Raw genomic sequence first — 18,097 nt, 5'->3', positions numbered from 1 at the left:
GGTGGCGTCTCCTGAGGGACTTGGGGTTCAAGATGCGACTTTGCAAACGTGGTTGCGGTGCGCGGTCATGAGGCCGGTGCGGACCGGCGAATCAGGCGCCAGCAGCCCGAGCTCGCGCGTGTACAAGGCGCGGGCGTCCTTGGGGGCGGCAGCGTTCAATCGGCCCACGATGGCACTGTCGTCCAGGAGCCTGAGCTCGCCGATGTTTTTCCAGACATCCGGCAAGTCGGCATCGGCCAGTTTGGCCACGCAGGTCAGCGATTCCAGCGCCAGCGTGGCCTGCTCTTCCTTGTTGGCCTTGTACCGGACCAGGTCGCCACTTTGGCGCTTGAAATTTTGAACAATCGCCGGGTCGGCGGCCAGCGCATCGGCGGCCACGCCCGTGGCGAAGAACTGCTCCACCTGCAGGTCGGAGTTGCTCAGGCTTTCGGCCTTGGCCTCTGTGCTGACCGAAGCCAGGACCGATGGCACGCCCGATGCGGTGATGGGGATGAAGGAGGCCTCCTTGCGCTTGTAGCCCAGCGTGAAGGAGTCGATCGCGCTGCTCGGCGAGAAGGCGAACTTCAAGCCCAGCACGGTACTCGTGCCAAAGAACATCACCTTGTGCTCGCCGCTGTAGGACTCGATCGGGGCGGTGGGCGCCGTCGCGCCCGCGGGCAAAGTGATCAACTTGGCCGCGTGGCCCGTGGCATAGGTCTGGCGGATCGACCGGCCGATCAATTTCCCATTGGTCGCGATGCTGCCGGCCACCGGCGCGGCGGTGGCGCTGTTGAAGCGCGGCCCCACGTAGCCTTCGACGCGGTCGTAGGCGAAACTCGCGCTGGGTGGGTTGCTGTCCACGTCCAGCCCCAGAGAGGTCTTGGTGACGAAAACGACCGTGTCGCGCGGCGTGGCGCAGCCGGCCAGCCAAGCCAGGCTCAGCAGCGACACCACGCAGACCACGCGGAATGAGGGGCGATGGCGAACAGAGACCGTCATGGCAGAACTCCTTGCAAAGATGAAAAACGAACGCAGCTGTCGTTGGACAGCGCGAGAAAGGCCTGGTCGCTGTAGCCCAGCGAGAAGCTGCTCCCCCAGGGCGTGTGCATCAACTGCATGCCGACCGCACGCAGGCGCATCGCCGGCGTGTTCACTTTTTCTGGCGAAGGCAGGTCGAGGTAGACGAAGCCGATGATCCTTTGGCGGCCGTCTTCGTCAACACTCACATAGGCGCAACCCGACAGACCGAAGCCCAGCAAAGCACCAACGATCACGGCGCCCCAACGCAGTGAGCCCATCAGGCCAGGCCCCGGGCTTCGAGCTGAGGCATGAAGGCTTGGGACACGAGGAGCTTGAAACCCCTTGGCGTGGGATGAAGCTCGTTCGACCAGTACTGGTCCTTGACTTTGGAATCCTCCGGCATCACGCCAGCGGTGGGCACGACCACGACGTTCTGGTCCTGCTGGGCCAGTTTCTCCTGCGAAACCTTCAGGGCCTGGATCAGGGCCTTGAAGAGCGGACGCCTGAGAGGCTCCGGGACCAGGGCTTTCTCCATCGGGGCCTTGAGCCAGTCCGAGGGCCCGAACACGCCTTTGCCAGTCGGCCAGGCATGGTCGTACTGGTGCACGAAAATGGGCACGGTCGGGTTGCGGGCCCTGACCTTGGCGATGACTTCCCGGTAAGCACCATCGATCACCGCCAGGCTGGCCTCGGGCTGGCCCGGCCGGAAGCATTCATCGACCTTGGTGGCCGACGAGCAATCGTCCTTGAGCAGGCGCAGGAAGTCCCGCATGCCCGCCAGATCATTGCCGCCACCGCTGAGGAAAAAACCCTGGAGCCCCGCGCCATAGAAGTCGATGGCGACGTCCAGCTCCTTGCGGTACTTGTCCCGCCATTCGCTCGCCTCGGCACCGTTGTAGCCGATGACCCCGATGAGGTGGTTGCTGACCCTCAAGGCCGACCCCAGTTCGACGGCCAGGTTGTCCAGTGGGTACCAGAACCAGGAATCGCCCAGCATCAGCATCGTGGGATCGCCCACCTTTTGCCGTTGGAACAGCAATGAACTGAGCCCCCAGTGCACATTCTTGGTCGGCATGATCGCGCCCCTCCCTGGTGTTGACAACCCCAGTATCGCGGCGGACCTGCTCGAAGCACATCCCTACTTTGAACCCAGCCTCCTCACTTGGGCCTGACCGGCAGCCGCCACTCCGGACGGATGAAGTGGCAGGTGTAGCCATCCGGGATCCGCTCCAGGTAGTCCTGGTGCTCTGGTTCAGCCTCCCAGAATGGTCCCGCTGGCGCGACTTCGGTCTGGACCTTGCCCGGCCACAAGCCCGAGGCATCGACGTCGGCAATGGTGTCCAGTGCCACCTGTTTCTGCGCGTCGTTCTCGTGGAAGATGGCGGAGCGGTAGCTGAGGCCCCGGTCGTTGCCCTGGCGGTTCAAAGTCGTCGGGTCGTGGATCTGGAAAAAGAACTCCAGGAGCCTGCGGTAGCTGAGGCGGTCCGGGTCGAAAACGATTTCGATGGCTTCGGCGTGGGTGCCGTGGTGACGGTAAGTGGCGTTGGGCACGTCGCCCCCCGAATAACCCACGCGGGTCGAGATCACCCCGTCATACCGGCGCAACAGGTCCTGCATGCCCCAGAAGCATCCGCCCGCCAAAATGGCGCGTTGTGGCTGGCCCATCAGAGGTCCTCCACCTGGTCGATGAATTCGCCATAGCCTTCGGCTTCCATGTCGTCCCGGTGAACGAAGCGCAGCGAGGCCGAATTGATGCAATAGCGCAGGCCGCCCCGGTCGGCGGGGCCGTCAGGAAAGACGTGACCCAAGTGGCTGTCGCCGTGGGTCGAACGGACTTCGGTCCGGACCATGCCGTGTGTGGTGTCCCGAAGCTCGTTGATGTGCGCAGGGGCGATCGGCTTGGTGAAGCTCGGCCAGCCGCAGCCGGACTCGTACTTGTCGGACGAGGCGAACAAGGGCTCGCCGGACACGATGTCGACGTAGATGCCAGGCTCTTTGTTGCCGAGGTATTCGCCAGTGCCAGGCCGCTCGGTCCCGCTTTTCTGGGTGACATGGAACTGCTCCGGCGTCAAGGCGGCCAGGGCCTCGGGGGATTTGGAGTACTTGGGCATGTGCTCATTCCTGGTGGTTGCGACTGTCTTTTGACAAATGGTGCCACGCCCGGGTTGATCAAGGCCAGTGCTTTGGAAAATGCCCTCGTCAGTCGATGCGGATGGGACCGCAATGAGGCAGGCTGGACGCCAGGCCAGCGCCCATCAGCCGCGAGGGCGTGAAGAAGCCGGACTGGCCCGACCCTGGCGTTGCCTTCAGCAAATGGCCCACCACCGCCAAGGACCCGGTGACGGTGAAGCTGTAGCCGTTGTCGGTCTGGAGCCGCGCCGTGCGGCGTTCACCCCGGGCGTTGACCGCCTCGCCCCAGACATGCGTGGGCGTTCTCGCGCGCTGCTCGGCATCAGCGCCGCGCACGGTGGCCGACACCAGGCCAGCCAAGGCGCCTTGCACCGCCTTCAAGCCCAGCAAGGGCCGCAAGGCGTTGACCAGCTTGACGCCCATCCATTCCAGACGCGACACCGGGAAGTAGACGGTGACATTCGGGATGCCGGTGCTGTGGAAAGCGGTGGAGACGTCGCCCCAAGGCGCGGCCATGGCCAGGCGCACGCCACGGCCAAAGTCGATGCGCCGGGTGCGGTGCGCCAGCGGCACGCGCACCAAGGCACCATCGATGCGCACGCAACCGCCTTGCGGTGCGCTTTCCAGGGTGGTCTTGAGCGTGCCGGGCGACATGCCCGCGTCGGTGTCGAACCCCAGTGACAATGCCACCGCATCGGGCAAAGCGGCTTTCAGGGCGGCGGCCACGCAGTCGGTGGGGATCACGTCGAAGCCCACGCCGGGGCACAGCACCACGCCCGCCGCTTGGGCACGCCCATGCTGTTCGCTGATGCGCTCGAACACATCGATCTCTCCGGTGATGTCCAGGTAGTGGGCGCGTGCGCGCAGGCAGGCCTGCACCATGGGAGCGCTGGTGGCCGAGAACGGCCCGGCCGTGAGCAGCACCAGGCCCATGCCGTTCAGGTGCGTGGCGATGTCGGCCGGCGCCTGGTCGAGCGTGAAGACGCGGTATTTCAAACCCAGTTCGCGGGCCAGCGGTTCCAGCTTGGCCCGCGACCGCCCGGCCAGCAAGGGCCGCAGGCCCCGCGCCACCGCCTCGCGCGCGATCAGTTCACCGGTGTAGCCGTTGGCGCCGTAGATCATCCATTCCATCATCGGCTCGCTTCACTTGAAGGGGTTGAAAGCCTTGCCCAGCTGGTACTGCAGCCACAAGGGCAATGGACGCATCAGCGAGGCCATGATTTTATTGAAGGTGCCGGGCACGCACACGGGCTTGCCACTCATCACCGCCTTGATGGCTTCCTGGACCACGTCTTGCGGCTGTTGCCACAGGATCGGCGGCAGTTGGTTCGCCGTCTTGCGGGTGCCCATGACATCGTGGAATTCGCTGTGCGTGAAGCCAGGACACAGCGCGGTCACGTGCACACCATGCGGCTTGAACTCCATGTCCATCGACTGGGACATGACCATGACGTAGCTCTTGATGGCGGAGTAGAGCAGGCTTTCGCCCGGGGGCGACAAGGCCGCCAGCGAAGACACATTGATGATGCGGCCCCAGCCGCGCTGCACCATGCCGGGCGCCACGAGGTGGGTCAGTTCGGTCAGGGTGGTCATCATCAACTGGATCTCGCCTGCCAACTCGGGCCAAGGCGTGTCGATGAACTTGCGGTGGCCGGAGAGGCCCGCGTTGTTGACCAGGAAATCGATGCTCATGCCCAACTGCGCGGCGTGGGCCACGACGGCGCGCGGCGATGCCGGGTCCATGAGGTCGGCCGAAAAGACTTCGCAGCGCACGCCATGCCGCTGGGCCAGTTCGCGCGCCAGGTCTTGCAGGCGATCGGCGCGGCGGGCCACCAGCAGCAGGTGGTAGCCCTGCGCGGCCAGGTGGCGGGCGAAGGTGGCGCCGATGCCGGCCGAGGCGCCGGTGATCAGGGCGGTGCGGGAAGCGGAGGTCATGGTCGTCAAGCTTTCTTCTTCAGGGCGGGGATTTCAGAGCGCGGGTCGAAGCCCGCGCGAGGGCGTCCGATGTCGCCCCGGTAGGGCGCGATGGGGCCGCGCAGCATGAAAGGCAGGGGAACGCGCCGTTGGCGGTCGCTGAAACCCCAAGTGCCGATGCCCAGGAACAGGTCGGGCCCCACTCGGCGGACCTCGTCGACCATGTGGATCTCGCCGCACATCGAGTGGTAGGCACGGTAGACCAGCTGGTAGGCGGGCCGGCCGTCGTAGCGCGAGGGCGCGATCAGCGTCTGCATGGGGAAGCGCTGCACGGTGCGTCCCAGGTGCTGGAAGGTGTTGTAGCCCCTGCCCACCTGATGGTCGACCGGGCGGAAGGACTTGCACAGCCAGCGGCCTGGCGCCAGGGGGTTGTTGACCGTCGCCTGGCCGATGACGGTGGCGAGCCAGGATGGCTGGTTCAGCAGCCTGGCCGCGTACTCGCCGTTCATGTCGGCCAGCGCCGGTGCGTCCAGTTTGGCGAACAAGGCCAGCGTGTCCTTGAAGCCCAGTCGGGGCAGGTCGATGGCGGCGCGGCTGCCAGCAATCATGGGGTCTCCTTTTATCTTGAATGACATTCAAGTCGAGGCACTGTAACATATCTAGATTGGCATTCAAGAAGAGTGCGACTCCACCCCACAGGCCCTGGATGGCGAAGAACAAGCGCGACATCGATCGACAGCTGAAGCAGGACGAGATTGAAGAAGCGGCCTGCCAGCTTTTCCTGAGGCAGGGCTACGACGCCACGTCGATGGCCAGCATCGCCACGTCGGCGGGCGTGGCGCCCAACACCCTGTACTGGTATTTCGCCAACAAGGACGAGGTGTTGATCGCGGTGCTGAACCGCCTGGTCAAGCAGGCGCTGACGGTGCACGCCGGCCTGCATGACCAGCCCATGTCGGCGCAGATCCTGTGGCTGCTGAAAGAGTTCGACCAGGCCAGCAAGCTGGTGATGACGGTGCATGGCCGGCTGGAGCATTCGCCGGTCATCCGCGCTTGGCATGAACAGTTCCACCAGATGCTGGACGGGCTGCTGATCGCGCAACTGACCGCACAGGGCATGGCCCCCGAACAGGCATCGGTCATGGCCACGGTGGGCACCTACGTGGTCGAGGGGCTGTTGTCGCACCCGCACTCCCTGCAAGAGCGCGAGACCGTGGTGACGTGGTTGACCGGTGCCGGATCGCGCCCCGCCGTGAACGCTTGAATCGCCGGACTTCAACGCCATGACATCCGCCGACACGCCACGCCTGATCCGCTTCAACAAGCCCTATGGCGTGCTCAGCCAGTTCACGGCCGAGGGACGCTGGCAAGGCTTGAAGGACTACATCGACCTGCCGGGCGTGCACGTGGCCGGGCGCCTGGATGCCGACAGCGAAGGCCTGTTGCTGCTGACCAGCGATGGGCGGTTGCAAGCCCGCATCGCCGACCCGCGCTTCAAGATGGAGAAGACCTATTGGGCGCAGGTGGAAGGCGTGCCGACCGAAGCCGCGCTGGCGGCCTTGCGTTCGGGGGTGACGCTCAACGATGGCCCCACGCGGCCAGCGGGCGCACGTTTGCTGGAAGCGCCGCCGGCCTTGTGGGAGCGCGACCCGCCCATCCGCGTGCGCCAGGCCATTCCCACGTCGTGGATCGAGCTGGTGCTGAAGGAAGGCCGCAACCGGCAGGTGCGGCGCATGACCGCGGCCGTGGGCTTTCCCACCTTGCGGCTCGTGCGCGCGGCCATCGGGCCTTACACGCTCGATGGGCTGGCGCCCGGCACCTGGCTGAGTGAGCCCGGCGCCTGAGCTTCATCCCGCCAGCATCACAGCGCGATCGTGCGGCCCACGTAGAGGATGGGGCCGGTGGGCCTGCCGATGGGCGAGCCGTTCTCGGGCTCCAGGGTGATCTCGAACAACTGCTGTGTGCCCAAGCCAGGCAGGCGCGACACCGGCAGTTCCAGCGCTTGGCCGGCCTTGACCAGGCCCAAGGAGGTGGGACCCGCCGCACCTTGCATCTTGGTCCAGAACTGCAGCGAGCGGCCTGCGGGAACCACGCCCATGTCGGACACCGGCCGCAAGCGCAAGGTGCCACCGGCACGGATTTCGACCACCCAGGCGGTCGTCTGATCCTTGGGGCTTTGCAGCATCGCCAGGTAGCGATCGCCCGTGGGGTCCAGGCTGCCGCGCTGCACCAGCAGCACCGCCATCACCAGGCTGGCCGCCACGGCCAGGCCACTGAGGCCTTGCCACCAGCCCAGGCGTTGCCACCACGGCAAGCGTGTCCGGCTGGCAGGACGGGGCAAGGCGGCGGCCGCCATCGCGCCCAAGGTGGCATCGATGCGCCGCCAGAGCTGCGCGCTGGGTGACAGGGGCGCGGCGCGTTTGCTCAAACTCAACAGGCGGTCCTGCCAGGCATAGACCTCCGCCTGCAAGACAGGGCTTTGCGCGAGGGCCTGGCTGAACACGGCGTGGTCATCCTGGCTCAAGGTGCCCAGCACGTATTCGCCGGTGGCCGCGGCACGCTCTTCGGGATCTTGGAGGTTGATCACGACATGCACTCCTTCAGGCTCGCCAGGCTGCGGCGAATCCACGACTTCACGGTGCCCAGCGGCGTTTGCAGGCGCTCGGCGATCTGCTCGTGCGTGTAGCCGTCCACGAAGGCGTGCACCACGCAGGCACGCCGGGATTCGTCCAGGCGCTGCAGGCAGCGCTCCAGGCTGTCGGCGTCCAGGCCGCGGTCATCTTCAAGCCCGACGCCGGCCTGTTGCTGGTCGGACAAGGTGGCCAGGTCGGTCGGGTCGATCACCTGCATCCGGCCCGGGTGGCGCACTTCCTTGAGGGCGCGGTGGCGCACGATGGTGTAGAGCCAGCCACGCGCGGAGCCCAGCTCCGGCTTGAAGCTGGCCGCGCCTTGCCAGGCCAGCAGGAAAGCATCGTGCAGGACGTCTTCGGCCAGTTCCCGGTCGCGGACGATGCGCAGGGCCACCCCGAGCAACCAGCGCGCTTCGCGTTCGTACAAGGCACGCAAGGCGAAGCGCTCTCCCCGCGCACAGGCGAGCACGGCGGCTTCGTAGTCGAAAGGGATGGCGTCGGTGTTCGGCATGCGTCAGGGCGGGCAGGTCGGCTTGAAGGGCAGGCCCACTGTACCTGCCCGCGCGCTGGAGGTCAGGCCGCTTTCCAGAAGATGTAGTCGGCCTGGTACTTCACGACCTCCTTGCGGCCGGCTGCCGTGCTGTCGCACGGACTGGTCGGCGCCACACCGCCTTGCGTGGCCACGCGCTGGATGTGGGTGATGCCGGTCATCGCGCCCACGCCCATGGCTGGATTGGCCTTGACCAGCTGGAAGGGGATGTTGCCGGCGCCAGCGGGGGCCACGGCCAGCTGTGTACCGGTGACCTTGGACCCATCGCTGGAGGCCCAGGTGGCGGGCGGGCCGAAATAGGTGCCCAGCTTCGCGCCGCCACGGCTCAGCAGGTCGGCTTGCGGCCCGACGAAGACCCAGGCGAAGCTGCCAGGCATGTCGGCCTTGGCCTTGCATTCATAGGTGATCTGGCCGACGCCGACCGTTTGCACCGCGACTTGGTGGCCAGCAGGGACCTTGACGGCATCGGGCAGCGCGTCCTGCATGAAAGGCTTGTCCATGGCCATGTGGTCCTTCATGCCCGAACAGGCGGACAGCAGGGCAAGGCAGGCGATGGTCAGACCAGCGGCGGGGAGGTTCTTGTTCATGGCGGCTCCTTGAAAGGGTGGATCAGAGGGGTGTGGCCGTGGCTCACACCGGGTACTGGCCACCGGAGCGCCGTTTGGATGCAGGGCGGTCAAAAAAATTCACCGAGCAAGTTCGGGCGACCTGACCTGGGCGGCAACACGGCGCAAGGCCCGCCGCACGCTGACGGCGTCCAAGCCGAGGATGCGCACGTGCAAACCCGCCCGATGTGGCAGCCGCGAAGCACCGGCGTAGGCCGTGCCGTCTTCCAACACCGCACGGATCGACGCGAGCGCGGCAGTCTGATCTTCCTCTGGCTGGATGAGCCAGACGCTGCCATGCACCGGGTATCGGCTGGACACCCCGGGTGTGCGGGCCTGCCAGCGTTCACCGGACAGGACCATGCGGTCGCGGACCAGCAACCTGCCATCCGGGTCCAACACATCGATGCGCGTGTCCAGGGAAGCGAAGGTTTTTGCCGTCGACGAGGGGTCGTGCGCCAGGAAGCTTTCACAGAACAAGGCGGTCGCGCCGCGGGCCACCTGCACGGTGGTGGTGCTTCGCAGGCGGCTGCCAGGAAAGAGGATGAGGGGCTCTGGCAGGTACTGCAGGAAAGCACCCTGGTGCGCCTGCAGCTCGACCGCCTGCTCGGCCCCGGCCTGCCGCATCGCGTGCACGATGGTCGAGGCCGAGGTGTTCACGAGCACCTGCGCGCCCGCCTGGGCACGGATGCGGCCGGCCACCAGGTCCGACTCGAACAAGCCGCCTGACACCGATTGCAAGGTGACCGCGCAGGCTTCGGGCGCCTGCTCATCCACATGCAAACCCCGGCAGATGTGCACCGGATAACGGACGAACTGCCCGCCCAGGAAGGTGCGCCCGCCCCGGTCCACGGCGAACTCCAGGTCGAAGCAGCGCGGAGGGGCGCTAGCGGTCAAACAGCACCTCGCGCGCGATCTGGTTGACGATGGCATCGACGCCCTCGCCGGTGGCGCAGTTGGTCTGCAAGGTGGGCTTGCCTGGGCGCACCTCGCCAGCCTCGCGCAGCATGCGCGGCAGGTCCACGCGCACGTGCGGCGCCAGGTCTACCTTGTTGACCACCAGCAAGTCGCACTTGAGCACGCCCAGGCCGCGCTTGCGGGGGATGTCATCGCCGCCGGCCACGTCGATCACGAACAACCAGTAGTCGACCAGGTCGAGCGAGAAGGACGAAGCCAGGTTGTCCCCTCCGCTTTCGACCAGGATCAGCTCCAGGCCCGGGAATTGGCGGTCGAGTTCATCGGCCGCGGCCAGGTTCAGGGTCGGGTCTTCGCGGATGGCGGTGTGGGGGCAGGCCCCGGTCTCGACCGCCAGCACGCGTTCGGGCGCGATCAGGCCGGTGCGCTTGATGCGCTCGGCATCTTCGGCGGTGACGAGGTCGTTGGTGATCACGGCCAGGTCGGTGCCACGCGCGATGAAGCGCGGGATGAGTTGCTCGAGCAAGGCGGTCTTGCCGGAGCCGACGGGCCCGCCGACGCCCACGCGGGCTGCGCCCCGGGGCCGGTCGTGTGATGGGTTCATGGACATGGGTGCGTTACCTCAGCATGTAAAGGCGGTTGAGCGGCACGGTGGTGGCGGGCGGGCAGCCGATGACTTTGCCGTCCACGCTGACCTCGAAGTTTTGGGGGTTGACAGTGATGTTCGGGCACGCGTCGTTGCGCAACATGCTGGCCTTGCTCAGCGTGCGCGTGCCGCGCGCGGCCAGCAGCGGCTTGCGGATGTCGAGCCGGTCTTCCAACCCTTTGCCGATGGCCGCACCGCACACGAAGTTGGCCGACAGCGATTGCTTGGCCCGGCCGAAGGCGCCCCATTGCGGACGCATGATCAGCGGCTCGCAGGTCATCAGCGAGGCGGCCGAATCGCCCATGGCGCCGTGGGCGATGAAGCCGCCCTTGACCACGATCTCCGGCTTGATGCCGAAATAGGCCGGCCGCCACAGCACGATGTCGGCGAGCTTGCCGGGCTCCAGTGACCCCACGTGCTCGTCGACGCCGAACACGCGCGCCGCGTTGATCGTGTACTTGGCCAAGTAACGCAGGATGCGTTCGTTGTCGGCCTGGGCGGTGCGCTCCTGCGGCAGGCGGCCGAACTGCTCCTTCATCTTGCTGGCCAGTTGCCAGGTGCGACAGATCACCTCGTTGATGCGGCCCATGCCCTGGCTGTCCGATCCCAGCATCGAGATGGCGCCCATGTCGTGCAGCACGTCTTCGGCGGCGATGGTCTGGGCGCGGATGCGGCTCTCGGCAAAGCGCACGTCTTCGGGCACGGCCGGATTCAGGTGGTGGCACACCATGATCATGTCCAGGTGCTCGTCGAAGGTGTTGACCGTGTAGGGGTTGGTCGGGTTGGTCGACGAGGGCAGGCAATAAGGCAGGCCGGCCACGGCGATGATGTCGGGCGCGTGGCCACCACCCGCGCCCTCGGTGTGGTACATGTGGATGGGCCGGCCTTTGACCGCACGCATCGTGTCTTCCAGGAAGCCCGATTCGTTGAGCGTGTCGCTGTGCAGCTGCACCTGGAAGTCGAGCTGGTCGGCCACCGACAGGCAGGTGTCGATGGTGGCGGGCGTGGCGCCCCAGTCCTCGTGGATCTTCAGGCCCAGGCAGCCGGCCTCCAGTTGTTCGACCAGCGATTCAGGCCGCGACGAATTACCCCGGCCCAGGAAGCCGAAGTTCATCGGCCACTGCTCGGAGGCTTGCAGCATGCGGGCCACGTTCCAGGCACCACCGCAGTCGATGCCCACGGTGATGGGTCCGAGCGAGCCGCCGAACATGGTGGTGATGCCCGAAGCCAGCGCGTGCTCCACCAATTGCGCCGAATCGAAGTGCACGTGCACATCGAGCCCGCCGGGCGTGGCGATCAGACCTTCGCCATCGCGCACGGTGGTGGCGTTGCCGACCAGCAGTTGGGGGTGCACACCATCCATCACCTGTGGATTGCCGGCCTTGCCGATGGCGACAATGCGGCCGTCCTTGACGCCGATGTCGCCTTTGACGATGCCCAGCACCGGGTCCATCACGATGACGTTGCTGATGAGCATGTCGAGCGCGCCCTGCGCTGAAGTCAGGCCGGCCATCATGCCCAGGCCATCGCGCAGCGTCTTGCCGCCGCCATGCAGGCATTCGTCGCCAGGCACGGCGTGGTCGTGCTCGATTTCGGCGAGCAAGGCCGTGTCGCCCAGGCGCACCATGTCACCCTGCGTAGGGCCGTAAAGGGCCGCGTACTCTTTGCGTGAAAGCCAGGCCATGGTCAGGCTCCTTGGAAGCCGGCATCGCGGGCGCGTTGCAGCGCCGCGGCCAGGCCTTGGTCGTTGAAGGTGGGGCCGTTGGTCAGGCCGTTCAGGCCGTGGACCTCGCCCGTGCCACCGAAAGCCACCAGGGTGACGTCGCGCTCCTCGCCGGGCTCGAAGCGCACCGCCGTGCCGGCGGCGATGTCCAGGCGCATGCCGTAGGCCTTCTCGCGCTCGAAGCGCAGGGCGCGGTTGGCTTCGAAGAAGTGGAAGTGGCTGCCGACCTGCACGGGGCGGTCACCGGTGTTGACGGCGCGCAGGCTGACCGTGCGGCGGCCGGCGTTGATCTCGATGCGGCCTTCGCCGGCGATGATTTCGCCGGGCAGGTAGGTCGGCTTTTCTTCGGGCAATGCTGCGGGCGCCTCGCTGGTGGCGCGGCCGGGACGGATCGGGTCGTGCACGGTGACCAGCTTGGTGCCATCGGGGAAACTGCCTTCTACCTGGATCATGGGCATCAGCGCCGGCACGCCAGGCAGCACGTCGTCGCCATCGAGCACGGTCGATCCGAAGGAGATCAGCTCGGCCACGGTGCGACCATCGCGCGCGCCTTCCAGGATTTCGTCCACGATGATGGCGATGGCTTCGGGGCAGTTCAGCTTGAGCCCCGTTGGCGGCGTCGGCGAGCCAATTCGGCCGCGTTGAAAATCGTCAGCCTCTCGAGTTCGGTGGGGGTCAACAGCACGGCGTGCTCCTGCGATTTGGGTGGTTCATGTCAGTTGGCGAAGAGGCGGGCGGAGCGGGTTTCGTGGCGCATGGCGGCCAACTCCAACGCTGGTGCGCCATTCCACAGGTCGTCCAGTTCAGGGGGATCGGTGCCGAGCACGGCGGCGATGCGGCGGCGCATCTGCATCAAGATGCGCTGGCCATCGACATGGCCCAGCATGCCCAGGCGGATGGCGGCGCCGACCACGGCGGTGCACTGGCCGAAGGCCGACATGGCCTCGCCTTCCAGAGCGCTCAGGCCCAGGGCCTGGCAGATCAGGCCGTGCACCACCGGCAGGTGGCCGGGGGCGCATTGGGCCTGCACCTCACTCAGGTAGGCCTGGGCCATGGGCAGGCCCAGGCCGGCGTGCACCTTCAACTGGGTCACGCCCAAACGACGGCTGGCCGCCCTGCCCTCCTGGTTCAGGGTCATGCATTCGCAGAGTTCGTCGATGCGGATGAGTTCGTTGAAGTCGGGCGCTTCGCCATCATTCACGTCGCATCGAGCGGACGCTTGGTGCGCGGCCCGCATCAGGCCTCGGTCGACGCCCGCCCAGCGTTCTTCGATGATCGCGGTCAACAAGGCCAAGACCTGGTCGGCACCCTTCACCAGGCCATCGTGGTTCATCGACTCCAGTCCCCATGAGAAGGCCGAGGCCCCGCTTGGGAAAAAGCTGTCGGCAAACTGCAGGATGGCCAGGAGGCTAGAGGCTTGCGGGGCTGCATCGCCAGCGATGGTGGCCCTATCCATGGGCGTGCGCGTGCGAATGGCCGTGCTCGGGCGTCTCGTGGTCTGGCGCCGGGTCCACGATGACGTCACCCTGGTGCAGCAAGTGCGCCATGCGGTCCAGGTAGCCGGACCTGGGCCCTTCCATCGCGATGCACAAGGCTTCGCCCTCGAAGCGCACCTTCCAGTGCATGTTGCCCGCGAAGTACCCCAGCTCCAGCGCCCGTGCCGCATGGCCGGTGCGCAAAACCAGCCACTGCGGCGCGTCCAGCGCCACCACGACGGCGCGCCCGGCTTCCAGCCACAACACCGAGCCGTTCTGCAGCACCGCGTCGCGGTCCAGCAGCAAGGCCAGTTCGGTGCCGCGGTCCGAGGTCACCTGCTGCCGACGCCGCGACATGTCGCCCCGCGAGATGTGCACGGTCTCGACCACGCCATGGTGTTCAAGGTCATGCAGCCGGTCGGCCATCGCGGGCTCGCAAGCCTGTCCCACAAGTTGGGTCACACGAAGCATGGCGCGCCTCCGATCGTTCAGAATTTGGCAAAGGGATTGGGTTCGATCAGTGGCGATTCGTAGACCACCTTGACCTGGCCATCAGCGCCGAAGGTGCCGATGCGCGCGTGCTTCCACAGGTGGTGGTTGCTGGCGTGGAACTTGATCTTGCCTTCGGGCCCGTCGAACTCCAGGCCCGCCGACGCCGCCACCACCTTGTCCACCTCGAAGCTGCCGGCTTTCTCGACCGCTGCCTTCCACAGGTAGACCGCCGTGTAGGCACACGACAAGGTGTCGCCCGTCACGCGCTTGGCGCCGTACTTGGCCTTGAAGGCCGCCACGAACTTCTGATTGGCCGGGTTGCCAAGGCTCTGGAAGTAGCCCATGCAGGTGTAGGCGCCCTTCACGTTCTCGGCGCCGATGCCCGAGACTTCTTCCTCGGTCACGGCCAGGGCCATCACCGTGGTCTTGCTGAAATCGACCCCGGCCGAGCTGAGCTGCTTGAAGAAGGCCACGTTGGAGCCGCCCACCACCGTGCTCAGGATGATGTCGGGCTTGAGCGCCTTGATCTTGTTGATGACCGAACCGAAGTTGGTGGCCCCCAGCGGCAAATATTCTTCACCCAGCACACGCCCGCCGGCCTTGGTGATGGTGGGACGGGCGATCTTGTTGGTCACGCGAGGCCAGATGTAGTCCGAGCCGATCATGTAGACGCTTTTGCCCTTCTTATCGATCAGCCAGTTGCACGCGGCCATGGCCTGTTGCGTGGCCTCTTGCGCCGTGTACATCACGTTGGGCGACTGCTCCATGCCCTCGTAGAAGGTGGGGTAGTACAGCAGGCCCTTGAGTTGTTCGAACACCGGCAGCACGGCTTTGCGCGAAGCCGAGGTATAGCAGCCGAACACGGCCGCCACCTTGTCTTTTTCCAATAGCTTCTTGGATTTCTCGGCGAAGGTGGGCCAGTCGCTGGCGCCGTCTTCGACCACGGCGACGATCTTCTTGCCCATCACGCCACCAGCGGCGTTGATCTCGTCAATGGCCAGCTTCTCGGCATCGGCCACCGAAGCTTCGGCCAGGGCCAGGGTGCCCGAGAGCGAATGCAGGATGCCGACCTTGACGGTGCCCTCCTGCGCGAATGCCTGTTGCACCATCCAGGGGCTGGCCACCGAGGCCAGGCCCAGGGCTTTGACGATGTGGCGGCGTGTGCTTTGCTGTGTCATGGCGGTCCTACAAAGGTTTGAATGGATGGAAGGCTTGTGTTGAGGCGTGAAGGCGCCTGCGCGGCCAGGGTGGCTTTGCGCACAGATCGACCAGCTCAGGAAAATGAATGGGCAATGCAAAAAGGCCTGCCGAATCAGTGACTCGTGCAGGCCCTTTTGCCTTTTCGCTGGCCGGCAATGTTGGCGGCCAGCGAATGGTTTGAATACTAAGGATGTGTGCTGGCGCTGTCAAGCGCCAAATGGCTTGAAAGTCGCCTTCCCCACAGATAGCTGAATCCCACGGCCATCAGCACGGCGCATCCCACCACCATCTCCCGGCCCTCGAACAGCGCAAATCCTGGCGACACCAGGCGGGCCGCGCCCAAGGCCGCGATGGTCAAGGTCACGGCGGCCACGCTCAAACCCATCACCCGCGAAGCGATGGCCGCCCTGCGATCGGCACGCCTCAGCAAGCGCGCCAGCCACAGGCCGTTCAGCCCGTCGGTGATCAACATGCCCAGCGTGAACAAGGCGCCCAGCACCAAGGCCTGCAGCGGCGCGCCGACCCTCACCGCCGACGCCGAGAACAACAGCGCCTGCGTCAATGTGTCGAACGAGACCGCGAACAGCGCGCCCACGAAGGCCACGCCCACCGGTGTCTGCGCACGCAGGGCCCGCGCGAACAGGCGGCTGCGCAAACCCACCGTGGACACGACATGCCCCGGTGCCGCCACCGCGACCGTGCGCAGGTTCATGATTCCCAGCAGTGACAACAAAACCACCGAAGTCCACCCACCCCACGCCTCCAACCAGTCTGGCGCTTGCACATGGCCTTTGGCCAACCCAGCCACCAGGGCGATGATCATCACGACGGCACCGTGCCCCAAGGAGAACAGGCTGCCGCAATGCCGTGCCAGGCGCCGGCCCGCTTGAAGGTTGAGGCGGGTCAGGCCATCGATGGCCGCCAGGTGATCGGCGTCAAAGCCGTGCTTCGCGCCCAGCAGCACAGTCAGCAGGCACAGCATGGGCCAGTCATGGTGAAGCTCGGGCATGTTGTTGTTCAATCGGACGAAAGGATGGCGTTGGCGTGGATGATGGCGCGCGCGATCTCTTCGATGGCCACGCGCTTGCTCATCGCCTGCTCGCGGATGATGCGGTAGGCCTCGACATCGCTGACATGGCGCGTGCGCATCAGGATGGACTTGGCATCGTTGACCTGGTTGACGCTGGACAGCTTCTGCTCCAACCGCACCACGCGCTTGCGCAGACTTTGCAGTTCCTCGTTCAGTCCCAGGGTCATCACCAGCGCGGCCAGCACGCCGGTGGACCGCACGGGCGATGTCAGCACGCCCGAGGCCCCCAGCTGCAGCATCTCGTCGAACACCGTCGGGTTCTCATAACCGATGATGGCGATGATCACGGCCGATTCGCAACGCCGCGTCAAATCGGCATGGCTGCCGCGCGCGCTGGGCTGCACCGCGCAAAACACGATGTCGATGTTCTCGGGCAACTCGGGCGGGGCCGGCCAGAAGGTCTGCACCTGGCAGCCGATGCGCTGCAGTTGCTGGATCAGCACGCTGCCATCGGCATCGTTGGGGTGCACCACCGCCACGCGCTTCATGCGCAACTGCTTGAGGAACTCCGGGGTGAGCCGCTTGCCTCGCTTTGCCTCAGCCATGCTGGCCATCCTGCGCGACCAGGCTGAGCGCCTGACCCCAATCGTCGAAGGTGTGGCTGACCAGGTAGGGGTCCGGCTCGATGCCGCCCGCCGCCTCGGCCATGATGGTGAATTGCCCCGTGGCGTCGACCCGGCCGATGCGGGGATAGAGCTTGGTGTGGTGCGTCACCGGGTCCACCCGCACGCGGCCTTGCGGTGCGTCGAACTCGCTGCCCAGCACGTGGGGCAGCAGGATGTCGTGCTCGTCGCTGCCGGCCGCAATGAAGGCGTTGGCGAACAAATGAACCTGAAAGTAGGCCGCCTCCCACAGCATGTTGGGCTCCACGCGGTCACCGAACAGCTTGACGAAGCGCGAGACGCAGTCTTCGTTACCGGGCGTTTTGATCGATCGGAAATAGGGCCCGGCGGTGTAATGCCCCTGCCCGATGCGCTTGCCCATCTCGGCCACCTCGGTCTCGGTGGTCGACAGGCTGGCGATCGGCATCTTCAAGGGGTCCAGCCCAGCATCGGCGAAGGCCTGGTAGAACATGCGCGTGGTCTTGCCCACCACGGTAGAGAACACGAAGTCGGGTTGCTTGTCCTTGATGTCGCGCACGATGGCCGTGAAGTCGCGCTCCTGCGAGTCGAGCGAGACATAGCGCTCGCCCAGCTTCTTGCCCCCCGGGCATTGCAGGATGAAGTCGCTCATGGTCCGGTTGGACTCGTACGGGAAGATGTAGTCGCTGCCCACCATGTAGACGCGCGGCCCGAAGTGGCGGCTCATGAAGTTGGCCAGCGGCGCGCTGTGCTGGTTGGGCGTGCCACCGGTGTAGATCACATTGGGCGAGAACTCGAAGCCTTCGTACAGCGTGGGGTAGAAGAGCAGCTTGTTCCAGCGCTCGACCACGGGGATGACCGCCTTGCGGCTGCTCGACATGTAGCAGCCGAAGATCACATTGACCTTCTCATCGAGGATGAGGCGGCTGGCCAGGTCAGCGTAGCGCATGGCGCTGGATTGCGGGTCGTAGTGCACGGGCACCAGCTCGCGGCCATCGAGGCCACCGGCATCGTTGATCTCGCGGATGGCGAAGATGGTGCCCAGCAGCATCGAGGTTTCAACACGCGAGGTGGCCCCTTCCCGAGAGAAGAGCACACCCACCTTGATTGGATCTTTGTTGGCCACTTTGCTTGTCAATGAAGATAG

General features: G+C 65.8%; 22 protein-coding genes and 1 pseudogene. 2 read left to right on the top strand and 21 right to left on the bottom strand.

Features of this window, described 5'->3' with window-relative positions; all coding sequences use genetic code 11:
- Positions 1–27 precede the first annotated feature (27 nt).
- From ACREB4_RS01290 to ACREB4_RS01255, 8 genes are all read right to left on the bottom strand, one after another.
- A complete protein-coding gene (locus ACREB4_RS01290) occupies positions 28–978 on the bottom strand; it encodes a hypothetical protein (RefSeq protein ID WP_431586368.1) in 951 nt (316 codons plus the stop codon).
- Positions 975–1,277: a hypothetical protein gene (locus ACREB4_RS01285; protein ID WP_431586367.1), complete on the bottom strand. Its 303-nt coding sequence runs from the start codon at positions 1,275–1,277 to the stop codon at positions 975–977. The genes ACREB4_RS01290 and ACREB4_RS01285 overlap by 4 nt, the downstream gene beginning before the upstream one ends.
- Entirely contained in the window at positions 1,277–2,074 is a 798-nt protein-coding gene (locus ACREB4_RS01280) for a GDSL-type esterase/lipase family protein (protein WP_431586366.1), read from the bottom strand. The genes ACREB4_RS01285 and ACREB4_RS01280 overlap by 1 nt, the downstream gene beginning before the upstream one ends.
- A gap of 83 nt (positions 2,075–2,157) precedes the next feature.
- Positions 2,158–2,664, bottom strand: a complete 507-nt coding sequence (gene msrA / locus ACREB4_RS01275; RefSeq protein WP_431586365.1) for a peptide-methionine (S)-S-oxide reductase MsrA — start codon at positions 2,662–2,664, stop codon at positions 2,158–2,160.
- Complete coding sequence (msrB, locus tag ACREB4_RS01270; protein ID WP_431586364.1) at positions 2,664–3,110, bottom strand: peptide-methionine (R)-S-oxide reductase MsrB; 447 nt, start codon at positions 3,108–3,110, stop codon at positions 2,664–2,666. The genes msrA and msrB overlap by 1 nt, the downstream gene beginning before the upstream one ends.
- Before the next feature lie 88 nt (positions 3,111–3,198).
- Entirely contained in the window at positions 3,199–4,251 is a 1,053-nt protein-coding gene (locus ACREB4_RS01265) for a saccharopine dehydrogenase family protein (protein ID WP_431586363.1), read from the bottom strand.
- Between the two features lie 21 nt (positions 4,252–4,272).
- Entirely contained in the window at positions 4,273–5,064 is a 792-nt protein-coding gene (locus tag ACREB4_RS01260; protein ID WP_431586362.1) for an SDR family NAD(P)-dependent oxidoreductase, read from the bottom strand.
- 5 nt (positions 5,065–5,069) lie between these two features.
- Positions 5,070–5,651, bottom strand: a complete 582-nt coding sequence (locus ACREB4_RS01255) for a hypothetical protein (protein ID WP_431586361.1) — start codon at positions 5,649–5,651, stop codon at positions 5,070–5,072.
- Between the two features lie 98 nt (positions 5,652–5,749).
- Here ACREB4_RS01255 and ACREB4_RS01250 point away from each other — a divergent pair, with 98 nt between their 5' ends.
- Positions 5,750–6,307: a TetR/AcrR family transcriptional regulator gene (locus ACREB4_RS01250; protein ID WP_431586360.1), complete on the top strand. Its 558-nt coding sequence runs from the start codon at positions 5,750–5,752 to the stop codon at positions 6,305–6,307.
- A gap of 19 nt (positions 6,308–6,326) precedes the next feature.
- Positions 6,327–6,887, top strand: a complete 561-nt coding sequence (locus ACREB4_RS01245) for a pseudouridine synthase (RefSeq protein ID WP_431586359.1) — start codon at positions 6,327–6,329, stop codon at positions 6,885–6,887.
- Positions 6,888–6,904: 17 nt separating this feature from the next.
- Here ACREB4_RS01245 and ACREB4_RS01240 read toward each other — a convergent pair whose 3' ends face one another.
- From ACREB4_RS01240 to ACREB4_RS01180, 13 genes and pseudogenes are all read right to left on the bottom strand, one after another.
- The gene (locus ACREB4_RS01240; protein ID WP_431586358.1) at positions 6,905–7,630 is read right to left on the bottom strand and encodes an anti-sigma factor; all 726 of its coding nucleotides are present in this window, start codon (positions 7,628–7,630) and stop codon (positions 6,905–6,907) included.
- Positions 7,627–8,184 (bottom strand): sigma-70 family RNA polymerase sigma factor, encoded by a 558-nt coding sequence (locus tag ACREB4_RS01235; protein WP_431586357.1) that lies wholly within the window; start codon positions 8,182–8,184, stop codon positions 7,627–7,629. Before ACREB4_RS01235 ends, ACREB4_RS01240 begins: the two co-directional genes overlap by 4 nt.
- Before the next feature lie 62 nt (positions 8,185–8,246).
- Positions 8,247–8,810, bottom strand: a complete 564-nt coding sequence (locus ACREB4_RS01230) for a DUF3455 domain-containing protein (RefSeq protein ID WP_431586356.1) — start codon at positions 8,808–8,810, stop codon at positions 8,247–8,249.
- A 99-nt stretch (positions 8,811–8,909) separates the two neighbouring features.
- Entirely contained in the window at positions 8,910–9,725 is an 816-nt protein-coding gene (locus ACREB4_RS01225; protein WP_431586355.1) for an urease accessory protein UreD, read from the bottom strand.
- Positions 9,715–10,347 carry an urease accessory protein UreG gene (gene ureG / locus ACREB4_RS01220; protein WP_431586354.1) on the bottom strand — a complete coding sequence of 211 codons (633 nt, stop codon included), beginning with the start codon at positions 10,345–10,347 and terminating at the stop codon, positions 9,715–9,717. Before ureG ends, ACREB4_RS01225 begins: the two co-directional genes overlap by 11 nt.
- A gap of 13 nt (positions 10,348–10,360) precedes the next feature.
- Positions 10,361–12,073, bottom strand: a complete 1,713-nt coding sequence (ureC, locus tag ACREB4_RS01215; RefSeq protein ID WP_431586353.1) for an urease subunit alpha — start codon at positions 12,071–12,073, stop codon at positions 10,361–10,363.
- Positions 12,074–12,075: 2 nt separating this feature from the next.
- A pseudogene (locus tag ACREB4_RS01210) lies at positions 12,076–12,797 on the bottom strand (urease subunit beta).
- A gap of 30 nt (positions 12,798–12,827) precedes the next feature.
- Complete coding sequence (locus tag ACREB4_RS01205) at positions 12,828–13,568, bottom strand: urease accessory protein UreF (protein ID WP_431586352.1); 741 nt, start codon at positions 13,566–13,568, stop codon at positions 12,828–12,830.
- Positions 13,561–14,058 (bottom strand): urease accessory protein UreE, encoded by a 498-nt coding sequence (gene ureE / locus ACREB4_RS01200; RefSeq protein ID WP_431586351.1) that lies wholly within the window; start codon positions 14,056–14,058, stop codon positions 13,561–13,563. Before ureE ends, ACREB4_RS01205 begins: the two co-directional genes overlap by 8 nt.
- Positions 14,059–14,075: 17 nt before the next feature.
- Positions 14,076–15,257, bottom strand: coding sequence for an urea ABC transporter substrate-binding protein (urtA, locus tag ACREB4_RS01195; protein WP_431586350.1), 1,182 nt, complete (start codon positions 15,255–15,257; stop codon positions 14,076–14,078).
- 206 nt (positions 15,258–15,463) lie between these two features.
- Complete coding sequence (locus ACREB4_RS01190) at positions 15,464–16,288, bottom strand: nickel transporter (protein ID WP_431586349.1); 825 nt, start codon at positions 16,286–16,288, stop codon at positions 15,464–15,466.
- 8 nt (positions 16,289–16,296) lie between these two features.
- Positions 16,297–16,914, bottom strand: a complete 618-nt coding sequence (locus tag ACREB4_RS01185) for an ANTAR domain-containing response regulator (protein WP_431586348.1) — start codon at positions 16,912–16,914, stop codon at positions 16,297–16,299.
- Positions 16,907–18,076 (bottom strand): transporter substrate-binding domain-containing protein, encoded by a 1,170-nt coding sequence (locus ACREB4_RS01180; protein ID WP_431586347.1) that lies wholly within the window; start codon positions 18,074–18,076, stop codon positions 16,907–16,909. Before ACREB4_RS01180 ends, ACREB4_RS01185 begins: the two co-directional genes overlap by 8 nt.
- Between the last annotated feature and the right edge of the window lie 21 nt (positions 18,077–18,097).

It is taken from the genome of Aquabacterium sp., from assembly GCF_050725395.1.
GTDB lineage: Bacteria > Pseudomonadota > Gammaproteobacteria > Burkholderiales > Burkholderiaceae_C > Aquabacterium.
Note: the sequence above shows the minus strand (reverse complement) of the source record. Positions and strands in the feature narration are given on the sequence as shown.